The 20908-nt window shown below is 64.5% G+C and carries 18 protein-coding genes; 9 read left to right on the top strand and 9 right to left on the bottom strand.

What is annotated here, in order from left to right; all coding sequences use genetic code 11:
- The first annotated feature begins 16 nt into the window (after positions 1-16).
- On the top strand, positions 17-2773 hold the full coding sequence (locus tag MAAFP003_RS15890) for a DEAD/DEAH box helicase (protein WP_096291193.1): 2757 nt from the start codon (positions 17-19) through the stop codon (positions 2771-2773).
- 55 nt (positions 2774-2828) lie between these two features.
- A complete protein-coding gene (locus MAAFP003_RS15885; RefSeq protein ID WP_096291192.1) occupies positions 2829-3572 on the top strand; it encodes a DUF4333 domain-containing protein in 744 nt (247 codons plus the stop codon).
- A 1-nt stretch (position 3573) separates the two neighbouring features.
- On the opposite strand, the gene MAAFP003_RS15880 is transcribed toward MAAFP003_RS15885, so the two are convergent.
- On the bottom strand, positions 3574-4530 hold the full coding sequence (locus tag MAAFP003_RS15880) for a 5'-3' exonuclease (protein WP_096288404.1): 957 nt from the start codon (positions 4528-4530) through the stop codon (positions 3574-3576).
- Between the two features lie 35 nt (positions 4531-4565).
- On the opposite strand from MAAFP003_RS15880, the gene MAAFP003_RS15875 reads away from it, so the two are divergent.
- The gene (locus MAAFP003_RS15875; protein WP_096288402.1) at positions 4566-5693 is read left to right on the top strand and encodes a M24 family metallopeptidase; all 1128 of its coding nucleotides are present in this window, start codon (positions 4566-4568) and stop codon (positions 5691-5693) included.
- On the opposite strand, the gene MAAFP003_RS15870 is transcribed toward MAAFP003_RS15875, so the two are convergent.
- The 6 genes from MAAFP003_RS15870 to MAAFP003_RS15840 all read right to left on the bottom strand — a co-directional run bounded on the left by MAAFP003_RS15870 (position 5690) and on the right by MAAFP003_RS15840 (position 13108).
- Positions 5690-5995: a DUF2563 family protein gene (locus MAAFP003_RS15870; protein ID WP_096288400.1), complete on the bottom strand. Its 306-nt coding sequence runs from the start codon at positions 5993-5995 to the stop codon at positions 5690-5692. The two genes, MAAFP003_RS15875 and MAAFP003_RS15870, sit on opposite strands and share 4 nt — an antisense overlap.
- An 11-nt stretch (positions 5996-6006) precedes the next feature.
- On the bottom strand, positions 6007-6735 hold the full coding sequence (locus MAAFP003_RS15865; RefSeq protein WP_207768541.1) for a DUF5631 domain-containing protein: 729 nt from the start codon (positions 6733-6735) through the stop codon (positions 6007-6009).
- Positions 6736-8282: 1547 nt separating this feature from the next.
- Positions 8283-8705 carry a hypothetical protein gene (locus MAAFP003_RS28960; RefSeq protein ID WP_133160864.1) on the bottom strand — a complete coding sequence of 141 codons (423 nt, stop codon included), beginning with the start codon at positions 8703-8705 and terminating at the stop codon, positions 8283-8285.
- A 1025-nt stretch (positions 8706-9730) separates the two neighbouring features.
- Complete coding sequence (locus tag MAAFP003_RS15855) at positions 9731-10660, bottom strand: hypothetical protein (RefSeq protein ID WP_243394070.1); 930 nt, start codon at positions 10658-10660, stop codon at positions 9731-9733.
- A gap of 546 nt (positions 10661-11206) precedes the next feature.
- Entirely contained in the window at positions 11207-11515 is a 309-nt protein-coding gene (locus MAAFP003_RS15845; protein ID WP_096288392.1) for a hypothetical protein, read from the bottom strand.
- An 18-nt stretch (positions 11516-11533) separates the two neighbouring features.
- Positions 11534-13108, bottom strand: a complete 1575-nt coding sequence (locus MAAFP003_RS15840; RefSeq protein WP_423790901.1) for a putative alpha/beta hydrolase — start codon at positions 13106-13108, stop codon at positions 11534-11536.
- Between the two features lie 405 nt (positions 13109-13513).
- Here MAAFP003_RS15840 and MAAFP003_RS15835 point away from each other — a divergent pair, with 405 nt between their 5' ends.
- Both MAAFP003_RS15835 and MAAFP003_RS15830 read left to right on the top strand, forming a co-directional pair.
- Positions 13514-16144 (top strand): WXG100-like domain-containing protein, encoded by a 2631-nt coding sequence (locus tag MAAFP003_RS15835; protein WP_096288388.1) that lies wholly within the window; start codon positions 13514-13516, stop codon positions 16142-16144.
- A gap of 12 nt (positions 16145-16156) precedes the next feature.
- Complete coding sequence (locus tag MAAFP003_RS15830) at positions 16157-16420, top strand: hypothetical protein (RefSeq protein WP_096288386.1); 264 nt, start codon at positions 16157-16159, stop codon at positions 16418-16420.
- 28 nt (positions 16421-16448) lie between these two features.
- Here the strand turns inward: MAAFP003_RS15830 and MAAFP003_RS15825 are convergent, their stop codons facing one another.
- On the bottom strand, positions 16449-16862 hold the full coding sequence (locus MAAFP003_RS15825; protein ID WP_096288384.1) for a F420-dependent biliverdin reductase: 414 nt from the start codon (positions 16860-16862) through the stop codon (positions 16449-16451).
- 35 nt (positions 16863-16897) lie between these two features.
- Between MAAFP003_RS15825 and dprE2 the strand changes: the two genes are divergently transcribed.
- From dprE2 to MAAFP003_RS15805, 4 genes are read left to right on the top strand one after another with little or no spacing between them, the layout of a single operon-like run.
- The gene (gene dprE2 / locus MAAFP003_RS15820) at positions 16898-17647 is read left to right on the top strand and encodes a decaprenylphospho-beta-D-erythro-pentofuranosid-2-ulose 2-reductase (RefSeq protein ID WP_096288382.1); all 750 of its coding nucleotides are present in this window, start codon (positions 16898-16900) and stop codon (positions 17645-17647) included.
- Positions 17644-18804: a precorrin-6y C5,15-methyltransferase (decarboxylating) subunit CbiE gene (gene cbiE, locus MAAFP003_RS15815; protein WP_096288380.1), complete on the top strand. Its 1161-nt coding sequence runs from the start codon at positions 17644-17646 to the stop codon at positions 18802-18804. Before dprE2 ends, cbiE begins: the two co-directional genes overlap by 4 nt.
- Positions 18801-19556, top strand: coding sequence for a precorrin-4 C(11)-methyltransferase (cobM, locus tag MAAFP003_RS15810; RefSeq protein WP_096291190.1), 756 nt, complete (start codon positions 18801-18803; stop codon positions 19554-19556). The genes cbiE and cobM overlap by 4 nt, the downstream gene beginning before the upstream one ends.
- On the top strand, positions 19556-20281 hold the full coding sequence (locus MAAFP003_RS15805; RefSeq protein ID WP_096288378.1) for a cobalt-precorrin-6A reductase: 726 nt from the start codon (positions 19556-19558) through the stop codon (positions 20279-20281). Before cobM ends, MAAFP003_RS15805 begins: the two co-directional genes overlap by 1 nt.
- Here MAAFP003_RS15805 and sigC read toward each other — a convergent pair.
- The gene (gene sigC / locus MAAFP003_RS29650; protein WP_243394144.1) at positions 20278-20832 is read right to left on the bottom strand and encodes an RNA polymerase sigma factor SigC; all 555 of its coding nucleotides are present in this window, start codon (positions 20830-20832) and stop codon (positions 20278-20280) included. The two genes, MAAFP003_RS15805 and sigC, sit on opposite strands and share 4 nt — an antisense overlap.
- Positions 20833-20908: the final 76 nt, after the last annotated feature.

The raw sequence follows: 20908 nt of genomic DNA, 5'->3' as shown, positions 1-20908 counted from the left end.
ACCACCTGACGGCGGCGTGACCGAACTGACCGAGCTGCCACGGTTCACCGCGGAATTGCCGTTTGGGCTCGACGATTTCCAGACCCGGGCGTGTGCGGCGCTAGAACGCGGTCACGGCGTATTGGTTTGTGCGCCAACGGGTGCCGGCAAGACAGTGGTCGGCGAATTCGCCGTGCACCTGGCGCTGGCCGCCGGCAGTAAGTGCTTCTACACCACTCCGATCAAGGCATTGAGCAACCAGAAGCACACCGACCTGACGGCACGCTACGGTCGCGACCGGATCGGGCTGTTGACCGGTGACGTGTCGCTGAATGCCGACGCGCCCGTGGTGGTGATGACCACCGAGGTGCTGCGCAACATGCTTTACGCGGATTCGGCTGCGCTGCAAGGACTTTCCCATGTGGTGATGGACGAGGTGCATTTCCTTGCCGACCGGATGCGGGGTCCGGTGTGGGAAGAGGTGATCCTGCATCTGCCCGAGGAGGTGCGGCTGGTCAGCCTGTCGGCGACGGTGAGCAACGCCGAGGAGTTCGGCGGCTGGATCCAGACTGTGCGCGGCGACACCACGGTCGTCGTCGACGAGCACCGGCCGGTGCCGCTGTGGCAACACGTATTGGTCGGCAGGCGCCTGCTGGACCTGTTCGACTACGAGAACGAGAAACCGGCCGAGGATCGTCAGCCGCGGGTAAATCCCGAACTGCTGCGCCACATTGCGCACCGCCGCGAAGCCGACCGGATGGGTGATTGGCGTGGTCCTCGCCGGCAGTCGGGCAGGGGCCGCCCCGAGCGCCCACGGTTTTACCGGCCGCCCGCGCGACCGGACGTGATCGCGACGCTGGACTCCGAGGGGCTGTTGCCGGCCATCACGTTCGTGTTCTCGCGCGCGGGGTGCGATGCCGCTGTGCAGCAGTGCCTGCGCTCGCCGCTGCGGCTCACCAGCGAGGAGGAACGCGCCCAGATCGCCGAGGTCATCGACCACCGCTGCGGCGACCTCGCCGAAGCCGATCTCGCGGTGCTGGGCTACTACGAGTGGCGGGAGGGGTTGCTGCGCGGGTTGGCGGCCCACCACGCCGGCATGTTGCCGGCCTTCCGGCACACCGTCGAGGAACTGTTCACGGCCGGGCTGGTCAAGGCGGTGTTCGCCACCGAAACCCTGGCGCTGGGCATCAACATGCCGGCCCGCACGGTGGTGCTCGAGCGGCTGGTGAAGTTCAACGGCGAGGCGCACGTGCCGCTGACGCCGGGGGAGTACACGCAGCTGACCGGCCGGGCCGGCCGGCGCGGGATCGACGTCGAGGGGCACGCGGTGGTGCTTTGGCATCCCACCGAGGAGACCTCCGAGCCGTCGGCGGTGGCCGGGCTGGCGTCCACCCGGACGTTCCCGCTGAAAAGCTCGTTCGCGCCGTCGTACAACATGACGATCAACCTGGTCCAGCACATGGGTCCGGAGCAGGCGCACCAACTGCTGGAGCAATCGTTCGCGCAGTACCAGGCCGACCGGTCTGTCGTCGGTTTGGTGAAAGGCATCGACCGCGGCAAGCGGATGCAAGACGAGATCGCCGCCGAACTCGGTGGGGCCGACGCGCCGATCCTGGAATACGCCCGGATGCGCGCACGCATCACCGAGATGGAACGCGCGCAGTCCCGGGCGTCGCGACTGCACCGGCGCCAGGCAGCCAACGACGCGCTGGCCGGATTGCGCCGCGGCGACATCATCACGATCACCAACGGCCGGCACAGCGGCCTGGCGGTGGTGCTGGAATCGGCGCGCGACGGCGACGACCCGCGGCCGTTGGTGCTCACCGAACACCGCTGGGCGGGCCGGATTTCGTCGGCCGACTACTCGGGTGCCTCGGCGCCGCTGGGGTCGATGTCGTTGCCCAAGCGCGTCGAACATCGTCAGCCGAGGGTGCGCCGCGATCTGGCTTCGGCGCTGCGGTCGGCCGCGGCTGGGCTCAACGTTCCGTCGCGTCGTCGCGCCGCGGATCCCGACGGCGGCTTCCACGACCCGGAGCTGGCGTCGTTGCGGGAGGAGTTGCGCCGCCACCCGGCGCATAACAGCCCCGGCGTCGAGGCACAGGTTCGTGAGGCCGAGCGCTATCTGCGCATCGAACGCGACAACGCGCAGCTGGAAAAGAAGGTCGCCGCCGCCACCAACTCGCTGGCGCGCACGTTCGACCGGATCGTCGGGCTGCTCACCGAACGCGAGTTCATCCAGGGCTCCGCGGGTGATCCGCGCGTCACCGACGACGGTCGGCTGTTGGCCCGGATCTACAGCGAGAGCGATCTGCTGGTCGCCGAATGCCTGCGCACCGGCGCGTGGGCGGAGCTGAAGCCCGCCGAGTTGGCCGCCGTCGTCTCGTCGGTGCTCTACGAGACCCGCGGCGGTGACGGGCCCAGCGCTCCGTTTGCGGCCGAGGCGCCCACGCCGCGGTTGCGGCAGGCGTTGCTGCAGACCGCGAAGTTGTCATTCGCGCTGCGCGCCGACGAGCAAACACATCGCATCTCACCGAGCCGAGAACCCGACGACGGTTTCGTCACCGTCGTCTACCGCTGGGCCCGGACCGGCGATCTGGCCGCCTCGCTGGCTGCGGCCGACGCGACCGGCAGCGGTTCCCCGTTATTGGCAGGCGATTTCGTACGGTGGTGTCGCCAGGTGCTCGACCTGTTGGACCAGGTTCGCAATGCCGCGCCGGATGCCGAACTGCGGGCCACGGCGAAGCGGGCCATCAACGATGTTCGGCGCGGCGTCGTCGCAGTTGACGCCGGGTAGGCTGGCTCCGAGCTACCGTTACAGGGCCAGGACACAAGGTGATTGAGGAGAAATGATGAGCGGACCGCACGGATCGGACCCGGGCCAGCAGTGGCAGCCGCCCGGCGAGGGTGGCGATCGCTCCCAGGAACCGACTCAGGTGGGTCAGGTGGGCTCGCCCTGGCAACAGCAGCAACCCCCGGCCCAGGAAGGGACCTGGCAGGCGCCGGCGTATACGCCGCCCGCCGAGTACCCCCAGTACCAGCAGCCGTACCCCCAGCAACCGCAGCCGGGGTACGGGCAGCCCGAGCAGCAGCAGTACGGTCAGCCCGGCCAGTACGGCCAGCCGGGTCAATATGGTCAGCCCGGTCAGTACGGCCAGCCTGGTCAGTACGGTCAGCAGCCCGGTCAGTACGGCCAATACGGTCAGCCGGGCCAGTACGGTCAGTACCCGCAGCAGTACCCGGGTCAGCCGCAGAAGAAGCGCTCGATGGGCCTGATCGCCGGCATCGGCGGTGCGGTCGCCTTCCTGCTGATCGCGGTGGTGCTGGTGCTCGGATTCTGGGAGCCCGGCTTCTTCGTCACCACCAAGCTGGACGTCAACAAAGCCCAGGCCGGTGTGCAGCAGGTGCTGACCGACGAAACCAACGGCTATGGCGCCAAGAACGTCAAGGACGTCAAGTGCAACAACGGCGCCGATCCCACCGTGACCAAGGGCGCCACCTTTGACTGCGCCGTCAGCATCGACGGGGCTCAGAAGCGCGTGACGGTGACCTTCCAGGACGACAAGGGCACCTACGAGGTCGGCCGGCCGCAGTAACTCACTGCGGCAACGAGTCGAGCGCTTTCTGCAGTCGGGCGACCGAGGACCCCACGCCGAATTCCGTCGCCAGCGCCGCGGTGCGCTGCGGGTCGGCGGCGACCAGCGGTAATTCGTCGGTGGGCGTCGACAAGGCGATCGGTGCGTCGGTAGCCACCCGCACCACCTGGCCGGCGGCCTCGATGTAGTCGGTCGCGCCCAGCAGTTTCGCCCGCAAGCCCTTGGCGAGCTTGGATTTCGGGTCGTGGGCGGCGGCCAGGATCTGATCCAGCGAGCCGTGCTGGGCCAACAGGGTGGCGGCCGTCTTCTCGCCGATCCCCGGCACACCCGGCAGGCCATCGGACGGGTCGCCGCGCAGCAGCGCGAGTTCGGCGTAGGCCGGCCCGGCGCGGTCGACTGGCACCGAGTAGTTTTCGGCCACCTCGGTGGGCCCGAACAGGGTGGCTTTGGCCAGGCCGCGGCCCAGGTAGAGCACCCGAACCGGGACCGGGTCGTCGGTCACCACCTGCAGCAGGTCGCGGTCCCCGCTGACCACGACGACCGGGTCGTCGCGTTCCTGCGCGGCCAGCGTGCCGAGTACGTCGTCGGCCTCGAAGCCCTCCGAACCGGCCGTCGCAATCCCGAACGCGTCCAGCAGTTGGATGATCATGTCGACCTGCGGTGTCAGCTCGTCGGGCACCTCCTCGATGTCGGGCGTGCCTTCGGGTTCCGGCTCGGCCACCCGATGCGCCTTGTACGACGGGATCAGGTCGACCCGAAACTGCGGGCGCCAGTCCAGGTCGAGGCAGACCGCCAGTCTTTTCGGCCGTTGCTGGGTGATGACGACGGCCATCGAGTCGATGAATCCCCGGACGGCGTTGACCGGCCGGCCGTCGGGGGCGGTGATCGACGACGGCACCCCGAAATACGAGCGGAACCACATGCTGGCGCCGTCGAGGAGGCACAGAGGTGCGGGCATGCGGCTATCCTGCCAGCGCGGTTAGCCTGGCTGCCATGGACTCTCACCGATTCGACGCCGAGGTCTATGCCCGTCGTCTGGCAGCGGCCGCCGCGGCGACCGCCCAGGCCGGCCTCGACGGCCTGGTGATCACCCCGGGATACGACCTGCGCTATCTCAGCGGCTCGCGCGCGCAGACGTTCGAGCGGCTGACCGCGCTGGTGGTGCCGGCCTCGGGTGAGCCGACCGTCGTGGTGCCGCGGCTGGAGCTGGCTTCGCTCAAGGGATCGGCCATGACGGAACTGGGCGTGGCGGTGCGCGATTGGGTCGACGGCGACGATCCGTACCAGTTGGTTCTTGGGGCATTGGGTGGTGGCCCTGCCGCTATTGCCGTCACCGACTCGATGCCGGCGTTGCATCTGTTGCCGCTGGCCGGGGTGCTCGGCGTGTTGCCGGTGTTGGCGACCGACATCCTGCGCTCGCTGCGGATGGTCAAGGAGGAGTGCGAGATCGACGCGCTGCGCAAGGCCGGTTCGGCCATCGACCGGGTACACGCCCGGGTGCCGGAGTTTTTGATCCCGGGCCGCACCGAAGCCGACGTGGCCGCCGACATTGCCGAAGCCATTGTCGCCGAAGGGCATTCGGATGTGTCCTTCATCATCGTCGGCTCCGGACCGCATGGGGCCGACCCGCACCACAGTTATTCGGATCGCGAACTGCAGGCCGGTGACATTGTCGTCGTCGACATCGGCGGAGCCTACGAGCCCGGATACCATTCCGACTCGACGCGTACCTACAGCCTGGGAGAGCCCGATGCTGTTGTCGCGCAGCAGTATTCGCTGCTGCAGCAGGCACAGCAGGCGGCGCTCGAGGCGGTTCGTCCGGGAGTGACCGCCGAGCAGGTCGACGCCGCTGCGCGCGATGTGTTGACCTCAGCCGGGTTGGGTGAATATTTCGTGCACCGCACCGGCCACGGCATTGGGCTCTCGGTGCACGAAGAGCCGTACATCGTCAAGGGCAATGATCTGCCGTTGACTGCGGGAATGGCCTTTTCGATCGAACCGGGAATCTACTTTCCGGGTAGCTGGGGTGCGCGCATCGAAGACATCGTCATCGTGACCGAGGACGGCGCACTGCCCGTCAACAACCGCCCGCACGAGCTGGTCGTGGTGCCCGTGTCCTAGGTGGGGTAGACGGCCCGCACTTCGGCAGTATTATGCTCTTCCATCTCGGTGAAGCCGGCGGCGGCTTGGTGCGCCTTCCCGCCGATCGAGGTCAGCGTTTCCCTATGGGACTGAAGGCTTTTCACGTGGTTACCGTGGGCTACGCTCACCGCTTCGTGAAACTGGTCGGCGGCGGGAAAGTCGCCGAACATTCCCGACATGACCGGTCCCCGCGACAGGCGACTGGCCGCGTCTTGCGCGTGGCCACCCGCGCGGTGGGTCTGGTTTCCGCCCGAGTGCAGTAATCCCATGTCGACGAACATCGCTGCCCTCCTTACTGGCTCATCGAGGTGCTACAGGCCTGGAACCAGGCGAGGTGATAGTTAGCGGCCGACTTGTCGCCGGCCACAAGGGCTTCGATCGCGGCCAGCAGCTGCCAGTTGCCGACATCGTGGAAGTCGACGTTGTCCGGGTAGCTGTCCAGAACGCGGGTGCTGACCTCGCGCAGATGCGTCTGTAGAAGCTCGACCTCTTTGTCCAGCACGCCGGTGCCGCTGGTGGCGGCCTTGGCCAGGGTGTGGGCTAATCGCGGCAGGCCATCGCGCCACTGCGTTGCTTGGTTCAATTCCCAACCGAGTTCGTCGATGTCGGGCAGTCGCCGCGGTCGTGGCGACGTGGGTATCGGCTCGTCCTCCTCGGGGACGAGGTGGATCGGGGTGTAACCGGCGGCGAGAGTGACTTCACCGAGCAGAGTTTCGATATCTCCGCGGCGACGTTCGGGGGAGAGCAGCGTGATCGCGGCTGGGAGCTCGATGCCCGGTGGGATCCAGCCGCTGGCGAGATCGGTTGTGAGCACGGTAGTTTCGTCGGCCCGGTCACCGGCTGCCCAGGCCAGTCGGGGCTGCTGACGGGCGACCGCGGCGACGAATCGTTCCAGCCGTGCCCGCTCGGCAGCGTTGGCAGAGGCGGCCCCGGCGACAGCGCCGGTAGCTGTCGCCGCGACGGCCTCGGTGCCCAAACTGGACGGCGACGACGGCGGGGCCGGGGTCGGCGTCTGACGCACGACCGTGGGGCCGGCGGGGCTCGCCTGTCCTGCTGAGGGATGGACCGGCGCGGAGCTTGCCATTGCGGAGGGCGCTGCGCTCGACGGGACGACAGGGGCCGAGGCCGCGGGGACCGCCGGCCGAATGTCGGAGGCGTAAGCAGGCAGCGGACCCGAGGGTGCGGGAGCGGTGGGGGCAGCTGGTGCGGATGGTCCCGCAACGACCTGCGGTGCCGGGGTCGCGTCCGGGGTCGTTGCGTGGGCGACCGGCGGTGCCTCATATGCCGGTGCGTTGACTGGCGCGCTGCCCATGCCGGATGTCGGTACCGTCGGCGGGGCTTGCGGCTCCGGGGGTTGAGGCGGCGGCATGGCGCCAGCAGTAGCCGAAATCGGTGTTCCCGCTTGCATTCCCTTGTCAAAGCTATGCACCAAGTCGGCTGGCGTGACGGGTTGGACCGGGCTCGCGGGCGCGGTCGGTGCGGCGATTAGGGGGGTGCCAGGGGTAGCGGCCGTTGACGGCACCGCAGTATGTACACCCGGGTTAGGTGGCGCGAGCGGGGATGGGGCAGACGCGGATGGTGCACTGGGCAAGATCGAGGGGGACGGCAACCGTGCGTCCGCAGGCGTAAGAGGCGAAGGAGATTTAAACGTCGACGTCAGGTTCGTGCGAGAGCCGGGTGCGCCAGGAACAACTTGCCCGTCGGCAGACGGAGGCGGTTTGCCAGTTGCGGAATGGAAGTTTGTCGAGGCCCCAGTGGCGACGCCGGCAGGCGCAGTCTGCCCTCCGACGGGCGGTGCCGCGCCCGGCTGTGGTGTGGCGAAGCCGGGAGTGGCGCTCGGTTGTGGTGTGGTGCCCGGCTGTGGTGTGGCGAAGCCGGGAGTGGCGCTCGGTTGTGGTGTGGTGCCCGGCTGTGGTGTGGTGAAGCCTGGTGGGGCGCCTGCCTGCGCCCCGCTATGGCCGAGGTTGCCCCTAACGTATTCCTCTAGATTTTTTTCGTCTTCGGGTGGCCGAAACATTTGCCCGACATTGACACCGTTGGCTTGTGCGAATTGACGTGCTGACTGCCCGGTTCCCTCTAAATCAAGGATCTGTTGCATCGCATCAAATATGTTGCCGGAATATTTTGCTGCAACCATGCTCGCCTGAGCGCGATATTGGTGCACCAATGCAATTGTCTGGGTTACCTTAGCTTCCGTCGGCAACTTGGAATTCTGTATTTCCTTGATCCGGTTATTGGCCTCCTCGGCGATGTTAGTTAGGTCGTGCTGGAGGCTTACGATGCTATCGTATGCGGTGCCGTAAGCGTTCTCCTTCACACCGTTCTTCTCTGCGACCTCTCGTGATTGCTCTTCGCCCTGGCGGTAAGCGCTGCGGAGATCATCTGCCGTATGGCCCCGTTGGTCGGCTAGCGGTCCAGTTTGCGCATTGCGCAGCGTGTCTGCAAAATTGGAAAATCCCGTCTTGATAGTCCCGCGGTTAACCTTGCCATGCGAAAGTATCATTAGGTCTTGGTCAAACACCCATTGGTCACCGACAATGGGTATCGAGTAGTCCCCTGGCGGGAAGATCATTTACACATACCTTGGATTGTTATAGTTGCATCGTCACTTGCGCGTAGGGTTGGCTCCATTTCAGAATCGGGAATTCCATTCTGATAGTCAACCACAAGCTCTTGAAAAACGTCGGTGAGTCTCCGCACTGTTCTAGCCAGATCTTCTGGCGTTGCTGGCTGCTGCGAAAGCGTTGTCCGAAGAAACTCGCTTCCCGCGAGAATTGATTGTTGACCATTGATTGCGAACACTAATTGGGCGGTTGGGTCGGCGCCCCGCTCGCGAGCCGAACTCGCTTTGATCGCATTATGCACCTTTTCGTGGGCGGCACACACTTGCGCCTTTGCGTCTGCAACCTGTTTCGCGGTGTAGGTGGGAGCGGGTGGCGGTTTGGGCTGCACCGGTCGAAACCAGCCGACGATCGCGACACCGAACGTCACCAGCAGCGCAACGCTGAGTAGCGCGGAAATCAGCCAAGGCTGCCTGCGCGAGGATGGCATGGGTGCTGGCCACGAGGGTGATGTGGGCGACGGAGGTAGTCCGAAGTTCGACACAGCCTCAATCTTATCGCCCATTCGAAATAATGCCAGTCACCCATTCTCGAGCGAATCTATAAAAGTTCCCGAAAGAACCACAGAAATGGGTAACGTGCAATGGTTTGTTCAGTCGCAGCTTATCTGCAAAGGTCCTCAAGTGCCGAAGTCGCTTCATCGCCAGAATGCAAGATCGGGCTTTTCTCTGATTCGGAAGTGCCGGCAATTAGGGCGACCGTCAGAGCCTGGTAGGCATCCGAGGTAGGGCCCGACCACCAGGAGCTCGCCTGCCGTGGATCTTTGAGCCCACCCGCGAGCAGGAGCTGATGAGATTGTGAACGTTTGAAGCGATGTCGGCGGGGGCGGCTGGTGCGTCGTTTAAGGTGGTTGACAAGGACTGACTGGCTGCCAGTAGCGCTTGCCGGACGTTCACCGCTGAAGCTAGTTGCGTGGCGTAGTCTGAGCCCTTGTCCCGCGCGGTCGCTGCCCTTACTGCGTTGTTCGCCTTCGAAAACGCCGCGCACACCCTTGATTGGCGTCTGTAATCTGGTTGCTCGTGTAGTTCGGTCCAGTCGGTTTGTTGTCTGGTAGAGGACGAAACCAGCTACCGATCGCGACGGCGACTGCCGCGAGCGCAATCGCGAACGCGGCAATCGTGAATGACCGCGACGGCTGTTTGGGTGCGACGGTCGGCGTAGGCCATAGAGCAGGAGTAGGTGACGGCGGCGGAAAAGGCGGGTTGGACACGCGGGGAGCGTACCTCTTCAGTGGCATCGAGCACCCCAGTTTCCGCCGGGTCGCGTTTTGGGATGTGCCTGATGCGAGTCGGCGATCGACAACAACGTGATGCTCAGAAAAAGCAGCCGAAAATCTTTCCTGCACAGACGATCTAGCTGCCAGCAAAATTAGCTAGCGCCTCGTGTCGGCCGTCGCTACCGGTTCGCATCCTTGTCGTCGTCGTCGCGCTTTTGCTCCGGCAGGATGATGCGTCGACTCGCAACTGGTTTGCCTTCAACACGTTTGACGACTTCAGGAACCGGCGGTGGTGTTGTGATACGACCCTGGACCGGAGCGCCGTTCTTGACCGATGGCGCGACAATCCTTTTGGTGTCGGGCTTCTCGTCCTTGCCGCCGCTACCGGCTCCGTGCATGGCACCCGGCGGCATCATCGGCATCGCGCCCATCCCACCCCGCGACGCGCTAGTCGGTGCCGACGCACTCGCCGGCGGGATTGAGCTGGCACGCGCTGACGCGGGCTCAGTGCCGGCAGATGGTGCAGGCAGTGGATTGAGGCTTCCTGTCGGTGTGGTGGCGCCGCCGAGTCCGCCGCCGCCCGCGCCGCCACCGCCCGCGCCTGCACCGGCGCCGCTGGTGGATCCCGTCAGCTCACCCGGGATCGCCGCCGCTTCTCCCGCTCCGTGCTGCATCGCACCCATGCCCGCTTGCATCATCTGCTGTCCGATTTGAGCCGCCTGCTGCGGAAGCTGGCTCAACGGCTGGAGCAGCCCTTGCATGGCCCCGGAAATACCACCAGCGACGCCCGAGATCATCTGCGGAATCTGCTGCGCCATCTCGGCCGGGCTGCCGGCACCGCCCAACTTCCCGGCCGACTCTGCTTCGTTCGCAGGGAATTTGGCCATAGCGTCAGCGGTTTTCGCGCCCCGTTCGGCGTGACCGGTTTGGGCATCGGTCATGTCGCTGGGATCGCCGCTATTGGCGGCGAGGCCAAGCGCTCTCAGTAGCTGGCTCAACGGAACTGTGCCGGTGGCCAGCTGATCGGGCGTGATCCCCGGGGGTGGTGGACCGCCACTCAACTTGGCCAGGTGCTCGAGAATTATTCGAATTTCATCGTCACCGCTCATGACGCCCCCCGCGCTCCTTAAGGCGGACGGAGCCGGAGCCATCGTTGGTGAAGCAGCCGATGAACATCGTTATCCCCCGTTGCTAAGCGTGTGTCGTCGTCACTACGACCGTCGTGCTGTTCGTATGTTCCGGACACTGTGGATCCGACTTGGTCGCCTGGCCCCCTTATCCCCTGGCGAGGCTAACCCGGCCACCGATGCTGGTCAATTCACCGCAGGCATTCATGACCGCACTCTTAGTGGAAACCTGCAGATGGCGGAGGCGTCGATCCAATTGCCAGCGACAATATGACAGTCAATATTGCGAACGACCCGACGAAAGCAACGACGCCCGCAAACGCGGCCAGGGCCCCGATAGAGAATGCTCTTGCGCGGCGGAACGGCATAGTAATTCCGGATAAAGTTAGGGGCAGGACGGGCGCAAAGAACCACAACAAACCGAATGTGAGAAGCGTCGACATAACGCCGGCGAAAAGTCCGGCTAGGAGCTGGATCGGATGATTCTGGGCGTACTTGAATGAGTCGTTGCGTTCCGCAGATCCCACCTCAGTACTGCCCATGCCTAGGCAATACCACAGTCAAGGTAATGAACAGCAAGACCGACCAACCGGTCATGGGGGCCAAAATAATCCCAACGGCTGTACTGCGCCAGCGCGACGTTCTTGCCCTGAAGTACAGGGTGAATCCAGCGACGAGGATACCGATCGACACGGTAGAGACAAATGAGTAAAAATCGAGCGATGTCGTATGTCCGTATATCGCAGAATACGGCACTGTTAATATGATCGCCCAGAGGAAGCCGCCAAAGATTGCGCCGAGAAATACTGTACGTATCCAGTCGATTGGCTCTTTCATTCGACCAGTCCCCTCTTTCTATCTGGCCGGCAGCTGCGGCAAAATTATAACGGGATCGTGCACGCCGATTTCCGGTGGACGGTCGACAGGTCCGAGGGGATACATGCCCGGTGGGCTCGCAACGAGGGCCGGGCCGATTGGCGCCACGGGGGGCAAGTGACCGCTATGCGGAGGGGTCGGAACCCTGGGAGCCGGGCCCTGATCGTTGAAGGACAGCTCAAGAGCTGCATCACCAATTGGCCTGTGCCACCAGAGACCTGCCGCAGGTCCGCGGGCGTCATCCGCGAACAGAGGCCACGACTGGACTAGTGGTGTAGTTGTTCCGCCCGGTGTATCGCAATAAATCTCGATCGCAGGAAAGTTTGTCACGGTGCCGCCTACGCGTGGTCCTCCGGGCGTAGGTTCGATCGCGATAGTGCCATTGACATCGAAAGGTATTGCCTTGGCAATGTCTTCCCCTCCAGGCGAGAGTGGATCCGCGGCGCTGTACTTGATCAGTACTGAGCCGTTGCTTTGTTGGACCGCCGAAATGCTGGGTGTTCCGGCGCGGATCTGACCGGTCTTCTCGTCGATTGACGGGTTCTGCCGCGCAACGATTATGCCGTTCTCGTAATCGACATAGATGGACACCCGTGACTCCTCGGGCCCAGCAGTAGGGGAGAAGCCTCGGTTATCGCCAAGATTGTCATGTATCGGCGGCCAGTCAACCTGTGGATCCCATACTGCGCGGCCGGGAATGAACATGTTTGTCCGGACCACGCCCTGCCCAGGTACGGGTTTGATGCGCCCCACAATTATGTTGGGCGGGTGGCCGCCGTTCTTGGGTGCATAGCTGTGCGGGTCGAGCGCTGCAGCTGTCTCCCAGTCGGCCGCTGAGCTTGGCGTCCGGCCGAAAACCTTTGCAAAAGCATCGATTTGGTTCTGCCTTTGATCGGCCTGGGCTCCGGCGTCCGCGGCAGTTCCGGGCGCATCCATCGGCTGAATTGCTGTCGCATCGTAGCCCTCGGTACGCAACGTATTCAGCGCACTTTGCAGGTCGCTGGAATATGCGCCACGGATTGATTTCAGCTGGCCAAGTGCTGACCTGGTGTCGGCGATCGCCAGGTCTATCAGGTCTGTGACGTGTTGCGAAACGACGGCCAATTCCGCACCGGTAAGCTGCCCGCTGTTTTCCAGCTCGAAGTCTGCGCCGAGTTCGCTATCGATGACTTCTAATTGGGTCTCCAGATTAGAGATGAACACGGCGCCGGTTCGTTGGGCTTCGGCCAAGGTGGCGGCGATGCGTTCCAACTCGACCCCGATTTTGGGCAGCTCTAGCGATTGTGCGCCGAGCGCTTTGGCCACCCTCTGTACTTCGGCGGAGTCATTGACGGGGTGATCGCCGTTCTCTCGGTTCCACGAAGCCTCGAAGCGCCGACGCGCTTCGTCGAATGCATTGCTGGACTCGGTCGTGCACCGGCCTGCGGCATGAAAGGCCTCCGCCAAGTCCGAAATTTGGGCTGGGCGTCCGACTTGCAAGCTCCGGTTGATCGCCCAGGGGTCACCGCCAGCTTCGGCTATCAACTCGGGGACACTTATCCAGCGAAGTTGCATCGTGACGTCCGAGGCTCCGTTAGGGAGGCGCAAAACACCGTCGATGGCAGCAGCCCGCATGAAGGATGACGAACCGAGTTATGAGCGTGCGAAGAGGGCAGATGTTCGGTGTCAATCAACATCGTCACCCCTCCGACTTCGGACAGCCCGCCAACTCTTTCCCGCCGCACGCGCCCCGAAACTCCAAAATGCGCTATAGACCTCGCGCTGTGGTAACCGTCAGGCTAACTACGGCAATGGATGTCGGTCAATTCACCGTTACTAGCCACGCCCGGACATAGACACGAGTAGCCACACGCAGGGAAGTTGATGGGCGGCCTGGAGTGGCGAAATGCTCTTGGCTAGCGTCGCAACGCTATCCGAGGTGAATAGCGTCGACGGCCCGCTCGGGCAAAAATCTCGCCTGTGGCACCCGTTGCTGTCGACCCAGACTCGCTATCCGCCGCGGGCAGCGCCGTGGTTGCGGCGGGGGGCGGCCCGTACGCGGCGATGACAGTGTTGACGGCGGGATTCGGCGCCAACACTGGTTTGGATGTTGCCGGTGAGGTGTTCGGGCTGTCGTATCAAGCGACGGCGGAGTCGTTGTTGAAGGCTGCGGCGGCAGCGATCAATGCCTGTCGGCGCAATGGCGTCATGATCCAAGTCGACGCATCGAACTGGTCGCAGGCTGAAGCGGCCTCGCGCCTGGGTGGCGGTGCGAGCGTGCTGCACCCACCAGCGGAGCCGGCCCGCATTGGCGCGCCGGGGCCGCCGGGAACATTGGGCCCAGGTGAGCCCCCGCCGCTGTTGTGGGCGGTCGTGCAGTCCTTCGTCGACGATGTCTGGCCGAACGGCGACGTGGTAGCTATACGTTCAGCGGCCGGGTGCTGGCGCACATTTAGCTCAGCGGTGAGCGGGATGCAGGGTGCGCTGGATGGATCGAAGACGCTGGTCGGTACACAGCAGATCCCCGAAGGCGAAAAGATCAATCAAGTCTTATCGCGCATCGGCGTCGCGATGGCCAAGTTGGGGGCTCAATGCTGGCATATGGCGACCGTCCTCGATGATTTCGCCGGGCAGGTTTCCAAAGCTCAGAACGACATCCGAAAGCTGTTGCGCCGCTTGGAATCGCTGACCGACGTCTGGCATGACATCGTCTCGATACTCGATGGCGATGCGCTCGAAGAAGTCAAAGAGATCGCCCGTGACGTCAACGCCGTGTTGCACGACCTGGGAAGGCAAGCGCGGGAATTCGAGCACGGGATCAGACTGCTGATGCAGGTTGCCGACGGCTTGGTTGTCGACATGGAGAAGTCCATGCGCGGTCATTTCACCCACTTCCTGGGTGACGCAGTCGGAAACCAGGTCGCGACTGCATTCGACTTTTTCGTCAATGCGAATGAGGGGGTTGTCAAAGTAGCCGCCCAAACGGCCCTAGGCCTAGGCGATTTAGCAGCGCCATGGTCGCTCCTCGATCCCCAGGGCGCGGAGACCACCTGGAAGGACATGGTGCAGGGCCAGTTCAGGGCAAGTCTTCTCAACGAAATTCTGCATCCGCGGGAAGGCGGGGCGGCCAACCTGCAGATGTGGAAATCGCTTCTGCATCTTGATGATTGGAGCACAGCTCGGCCGGGCTTGGGGTTCGGGGAGAACGTTTTTGATGGCGCGACCTTGTTTATGCCCGGATTTGGCGAAGCCGGTGCGGGGGCGAAAGCAGGGTCTGCGGCTGCACGTGGTGCCGAAGAGGCCGCGGAAGGCGCAGGCGCAGCGGGGCGTGCCGGAGAATTCGCGGTTACCGGGGGCGCGCTGGGCGACATCGGCAAGGCCGGCACCAACCTGAGTAAAGACCTCGACAACCTGAAACTCGACCTGCCCAAAACAGATCTTCCGGCAGGCGGTCGTCCGGTCAACCCGCCGCCGCTCGAAGCTCCAAAGGTGCCGCCGCCACGACCGGTGGAACCAGCGCCGCCCGGTGCGCCAGCGCCTCATTCGCCAACGGCGCCAGGTGGTTCGGCCCCGGGTCGCCCAGAGGCGCCGGTCGGTCCGTACGAATCGGTTCCTAGGCCCGGCGAGGTGCCGCACGGGCCACTGTCCGCGCCCGCGGGAGGCCCGCGAGAGCCCGCATCGGTGTCGGCCGCACCCACCGAGCACTTGCCGTCACGCAATTCGCAGCTCGAAGAACCAAATCCGGCTCTTTTACCGCGGGCGGCTGATGGGGCTCTGCTTGAAACACCGCCGGCCGCCGCGCCCTCTGCGCAGCAGGCACCGGCGCTCGCATCTGCGGCACCCAACGGATCGCCTTCACATCTCGCGCCCTCCAGCGCGCCATCAGCCGAACTAACTCCTCCAGGTGGCGGCGGATGGCGCGGGCTTGGCGAGGACGGCTCCCCGGGCAGCCCGCACGATGCGGCAGGTGGTCGAAGCCCCCGCGGCCCTGGCGACGGTTGGCCCCTTGGCCGCGGCGACTCAACAGGATCCCCCCACGACGGCAAGCCGGAAGGCGGGAAGCCAAATAACGGCGCGTCAGAATCGTCTGACCATGGTGACGGAGCCCATGGCGACGTCTCTTCGATGGACGGGCTCAGCGATGAGAAGCGCGACGAAATCCTCAGTACACCGAAAGGTAGTCGTCCTGACCCCTCGGAGTACCTATCCCCGGAGTATATTCAGCGACACCTCGATAAATTCGCTGAAGGGGCTACACGGTTCATGCCAGAAAGCAATCTGGAAAAATATGGGATTGCTCAACGGGACGGCACCTCGTTCGTAATGCCGAGAAGCGAAGCTGACGCAATGATCAATGGCAGCAAAGGTGGTCCACGTGCGATGGAGGCTGAGCTCGGTCTTCCTGAAGGCTTTCTCGATTCCAATAGTATTGTTAGGATAGACATATCTGATCCCTCAGAATTTAAGTTACGGATTCCCTCGGGCAATGAAGCAGGAGCGAACGACCAATGGATCCCAGGCGGGCGCCTACCCAACGGCGCATCGGAGGCGGTCGTGGATGGTAAGGATATACCTCCCGGCGAATACATTGTCACGGATATCTTCCAGTAGGGCGGAATACCGATGAAATTTGAAGACACGTATTTTTCAAGAGACGACAGATATTCAATTGGAATAGAGTCCGTCTCCGGTCGGTGCTATGCATCAATACCAGTAAGTAATGGCATCGTTGACTATGAAGAGTATTACGAACTAACGCCAGATCAGTATCGTGATTTTCTACGTGACCGCACAGCGGCGATCGAATTCGTACAGGCTTGTCGTAAGCATGAGCACGACGATCTACTCTTGCAAAGGCCCGGCAATAATCGTGGAACCCCTGTATAAGGTTTCGGCTAAGCGGGAACGGCGAAAACTACTCGCCGCCGCGGTCGAGCAGGTCTGACGACCCGAGCACCCGCTCGATCTGCACTTCGATGACCACCCGTCGCGGGTTTGGGCGCGGCGTGCGATAGCGCTGCGCATACCGTAGCTCCGCGTCGCGCACGGCATCGGCGTCGTTGTTGACCTTGGACCGGCCTTCAAGCGAAATCCAGCGCGCGCCGTCGACCTGGCTGAGCACGGCCACCCCGGCACGGTCGGCGTTGACGGCCTTCTGCGTGCCCCCGCTGGTGATCACCCGCGCGATGTGAGTCACCGGGTCGAAGGTGAATCCGACGGCCACCACATGCGGCGAGTTGTCAGCGCGCAGCGTGGTCAGCATCGCCAGGTGACGCTCGGACAGGAACGCCAAAGCATCGTTGGTCAGCCGCGTCGTAGTGTTCGCCATCACCGCTCACGCTAGCGCAGGTGATAATCGCAGCCGTGGACGACACGGGCGCAGGTCCAGTTCTAATTCTCGGCGGCCGCAGCGAGATCGGTATCGAGCTCGCATGCCGCCTTGCCAAAGGGTCAACGGTGGTGCTGGCCGCTCGCCGAGCCGATCAGCTCGACGAGCAGGTCGCCGCCGTCAGAACCGCCGGCGCGAAAGCGGTCCACACCAGGGAGTTCGACGCCGACGACCTCGCCTCGCACGCCCCGCTGGTCGCAGCGGTCATCGCCGAGCACGGACCCATTGCCACCGCGGTGCTGGCCTTCGGAATCCTGGGCGATCAGACCCGCGCCGAGGCCGATGCCGCACACGCGGTGGCCGTCGTGCAGACCGACTACGTCGCCCAGGTCAGCATGCTCACCCATCTGGCCAACGCCATGCGCACCGCGGGCCGGGGCTCGTTGGTGGTGTTCTCCTCGATCGCGGGCGCACGGGTACGTCGGGCAAACTACGTCTACGGTTCAGCGAAGGCCGGCCTGGACGGCTTCGCCAGCGGCTTGGCCGACGCGCTGCACGGCAGCGGGGTGCACCTGCTCATCTCGCGCCCCGGCTTCGTGATCGGGCGTATGACGGAGGGCATGACCCCGGCACCGCTGTCCAGCACCCCGCAGCAGGTGGCCGCCGCAACGGCCCAAGCCCTCGACAAGGGTCGGCGAACGGTGTGGATCCCGTGGGCGCTGGGACCTGCGGCGGCCGTGATGCGGATGCTGCCACAGTTCCTCTGGCGCAGGATGCCGCGATGATCGTCGTGGTCGGCATCGGCGCCGACGGCATGGCCGGCCTATCCGCAGAATCAAAGCACGAATTGCAAATGGCCACAGTCATTTACGGCGCCGAACGACAGCTGAAACTGCTCGACGAAACACTCACCGCCGAACGCAGAGAGTGGCCGTCTCCGATGATGCCCGCCCTGCAAGCACTTCCGCTCGACGGCCCAGACATTCACGTCGTCGCCAGCGGCGACCCACTGCTGCACGGCATCGGCGGCACGCTGATCCGCCTGCACGGCACGGAAAAGATCAAAGTATTACCGCACGTCTCGTCGGTGACGCTGGCGTGCGCCCGAATGGGCTGGAACGTCCACGACACCGAGGTGATCAGCCTCGTCACCGCGGCGCCGAGCACCGCGGTACGCCGCGGCGGACAAGCGATCGTGCTGTCGCAGAGCGGGTCCACGCCGAAAGCCTTGAGCGAATTACTCATCGCGCACGGCCGCGGTGATTCCGAGTTCAGCGTGCTCGAACAACTGGGCGGCCCGGCCGAACGCCGCCGCGACGGCATCGCCCGCGACTGGGCCGACGACGACATCGACGACCTCAACGTGATCGCCGTCCGCTATCTGCCCGACGAACGCATCACGCCGTTGCCCGACGCAGCGTTCGCTCACGACGGGCAGATCAGCAAACAGGGCGTGCGCGCGGTCACCCTCGCGGCTCTGCAACCACGGCCCGGTGAGCGATTGTGGGACGTGGGCGCGGGCTCGGGCAGCATCGCGGTCGAATGGTGTCGCAGTTGGCCGGGTTGCACCGCAGTGGTGTTCGAGCGTGACGAGCAGCGCCGCAAGAACATCGAGTTCAATGCCGCCGCCTTCGGCGTCACCGTCGAGGTGCGGGGCGAAGCGCCCGGCCAGTTCGACGGCGCCGCAAAGCCGGACGCCATCTTCATCGGTGGCGGCCTGACCCATCAAGGCCTCCTCGACGCTTGCCTTGAGCGACTTGCACAAGGAGGGCGCCTGGTCGCCAATGTCGTGACCATAGAATCGGAAGCTGAACTACTGCAGGCATATTCACGACTCGGCGGTGAACTGCGACGTTTTCAGCTCTATCAGGGTGAACCGCTGGGCGGCTTCACCGGCTGGCGCCCGCAATACCCGGTCACTCAGTGGGCGGTGACGAAGTGACGGTATACTTCATCGGCGCCGGCCCCGGGGCCGGCGACCTGATCACCGTTCGCGGCCAACGATTGCTGCAACGATGTGAAACATGCCTCTACGCGGGCTCGATCATGCCGGACGACCTCTTGGCCCTGTGCCCGCCCGGCGCGAAAATCGTTGACACCGGACCGTTGACGCTCGAGCAGATCGTCGCCGAACTCGCCGATGCGAACGACAAAGGCCACGACGTCGCTCGACTGCACTCCGGCGATCCGTCGCTGTACAGCGCGGTGGCCGAGCAATGCCGCCGGCTCGAAGCGCTGGGAATCGGCTACGAAATCGTGCCCGGTGTACCGGCTTTCGCGGCTGCAGCGGCTGTCCTGAAGAAAGAGCTCACCGTCCCGGGAGTGGCGCAGACCGTCACGCTGACCCGGGTATCGACGCTGTCGACGGCCATGCCCGCCGGTGAAGACCTGCCCACCCTCGCCCAATCCGGCGGCACGCTGGTGCTGCATTTGGCCGCCGCTCAGATCGACGCCATTGTTCCGCAACTCCTGCAAGGCGGCTACCCGCCCGAAACCCCAACAGCTGTCGTGGCTTTCGCAAGCTGGCCGCAAGAAATGACCCTGCGCGGCACGCTAGAGAACATCGCCGACCAAATGCACCAGGCCGGCATCACCAAGACCGCCGTCATCATCGTCGGCGATGTGCTTGCCGCCGAGGGCTATACGGACAGCTACCTGTACTCGGCCGGGCGAACCCGCGGGAGTCGGCACTGATGCGGGTACTGCTGCTCGGTGGCACCGCTGAGGGGCGCGCGCTCGCCAAAGTCTTGCACCCCGACGTCGACGTGATCAGCTCGCTGGCCGGGCGAGTCCCCGACCCGGCGCTGCCCGTCGGCGAAGTGCGCATCGGCGGATTCGGTGGCGTCGACGGCCTCAAAAACTGGTTGCGAGAACACGACATCGATGCCGTCGTCGACGCCACCCACCCCTTCGCGGCGACCATGACCGCGCACGCCGCGCAGGCCTGCACAGAACTGCGCATCAAGCACCTGGTGCTGGCCCGCCCGGCCTGGGAACCCGGCGCCGCGCAGGTCGTAAAGTCCGATAGCGAAGCCGCGAAAGCCGTTGCCAGCCAACGGTATGAACGGATATTTCTCACCACTGGCCGCTCGGGAACCAAGGCCTTCGCGAAAAGCGACGCATGGTTCCTGATCCGCGCGGTCACCGAACCGGAGAAGGCCGACCTACCCCGCAGTCACCAGGTGCTGTTGTCCCGTGGGCCGTACGACTACGACAACGAAATCGTCCTCATGCGCGAGCACGGCATCGACGCCCTGGTGACCAAGAACAGCGGTGGCGACATGACGAAGGCGAAGCTGGATGCGGCTGCGGCACTGGGCATTCCGGTGGTCATGGTCCAGCGACCGCCACTGCCGGACGGCGTGCTCAAGGCCGACACCGTCGAACAGGCGGCGGATTGGGTTGCGCGCCAGGCCTAACCGGTGAGGTCGTCGCGTTCCGCGTCGGCCATCAGTGCATCGCGGGCCCGGGCGACACGGGACCGGATGGTGCCCACCGGGCAGCCACACACGGCGGCGGCGTCGGCGTAGGGCAGCCCGAGCAGCTGGGTCAGCAGCAGGGCCTCGCGTTGCTCGGGAGTGAGGTTGGCGATCATCGTCGTCACCTCGACCAGGTCCTCGAATCCGCGCGCGTGCCGGTCGCTGTTGCGTACGTGCTCGGGATTAGCACCCGGGGCGGTGCGCGGCCGCGACTGGACGTGGCGGATGTGATCGGCGACCACGCGGCGCGCGATGGACAGCAGCCAGGTGCGGGCACTGGAGCGGCCGGAGAACCGCTCGATCGCCCCGATTGCCCGCAGGAAGGTTTCCTGAGTCAGATCGTCGGCGTTGCCCGCGTCGGAAAGGTAGGTGACGAACCGCCACACGTCTTGCTGGGTGGCTTTGATGAATGCCTCGAGAGCTCGCTCGTTCCCGCGTGCGGCTGCCAAGGCCAGTTCGGTCACGGCCTCGTCGTCGCTGGACGCGGTCATGGCCAACCACCTTAGTTGCGCGGGTTCGATCAGTCTACGACGGGCCGTCGTAGACGTTGCGGCGAGGTCCGACGGG

Source organism: Mycobacterium ahvazicum, from assembly GCF_900176255.2.
GTDB lineage: Bacteria > Actinomycetota > Actinomycetes > Mycobacteriales > Mycobacteriaceae > Mycobacterium > Mycobacterium ahvazicum.
The sequence above is the reverse complement of the archived record's forward strand: the minus strand, read 5'-3'. Positions and strand labels throughout refer to the sequence as shown.

Excerpts from the sequence above, each read along its gene's own strand:
- MAAFP003_RS15840 (WP_423790901.1), bottom strand. The coding sequence starts at position 13,108 with ATGCAACTTCGCTGGATAAGTGTCCCCGAGTTGATAGCCGAAGCTGGC.
- MAAFP003_RS15830 (WP_096288386.1), top strand. The coding sequence starts at position 16,157 with ATGAAATTTGAAGACACGTATTTTTCAAGAGACGACAGATATTCAATT.
- MAAFP003_RS15845 (WP_096288392.1), bottom strand. The coding sequence starts at position 11,515 with ATGAAAGAGCCAATCGACTGGATACGTACAGTATTTCTCGGCGCAATC.
- MAAFP003_RS15805 (WP_096288378.1), top strand. The coding sequence starts at position 19,556 with ATGCGGGTACTGCTGCTCGGTGGCACCGCTGAGGGGCGCGCGCTCGCC.
- MAAFP003_RS15825 (WP_096288384.1), bottom strand. The coding sequence starts at position 16,862 with ATGGCGAACACTACGACGCGGCTGACCAACGATGCTTTGGCGTTCCTG.
- MAAFP003_RS15875 (WP_096288402.1), top strand. The coding sequence starts at position 4,566 with ATGGACTCTCACCGATTCGACGCCGAGGTCTATGCCCGTCGTCTGGCA.
- cbiE (WP_096288380.1), top strand. The coding sequence starts at position 17,644 with ATGATCGTCGTGGTCGGCATCGGCGCCGACGGCATGGCCGGCCTATCC.
- MAAFP003_RS15885 (WP_096291192.1), top strand. The coding sequence starts at position 2,829 with ATGAGCGGACCGCACGGATCGGACCCGGGCCAGCAGTGGCAGCCGCCC.
- MAAFP003_RS15870 (WP_096288400.1), bottom strand. The coding sequence starts at position 5,995 with ATGTTCGTCGACATGGGATTACTGCACTCGGGCGGAAACCAGACCCAC.
- MAAFP003_RS15880 (WP_096288404.1), bottom strand. The coding sequence starts at position 4,530 with ATGCCCGCACCTCTGTGCCTCCTCGACGGCGCCAGCATGTGGTTCCGC.
- sigC (WP_243394144.1), bottom strand. The coding sequence starts at position 20,832 with ATGACCGCGTCCAGCGACGACGAGGCCGTGACCGAACTGGCCTTGGCA.
- MAAFP003_RS15855 (WP_243394070.1), bottom strand. The coding sequence starts at position 10,660 with ATGAGCGGTGACGATGAAATTCGAATAATTCTCGAGCACCTGGCCAAG.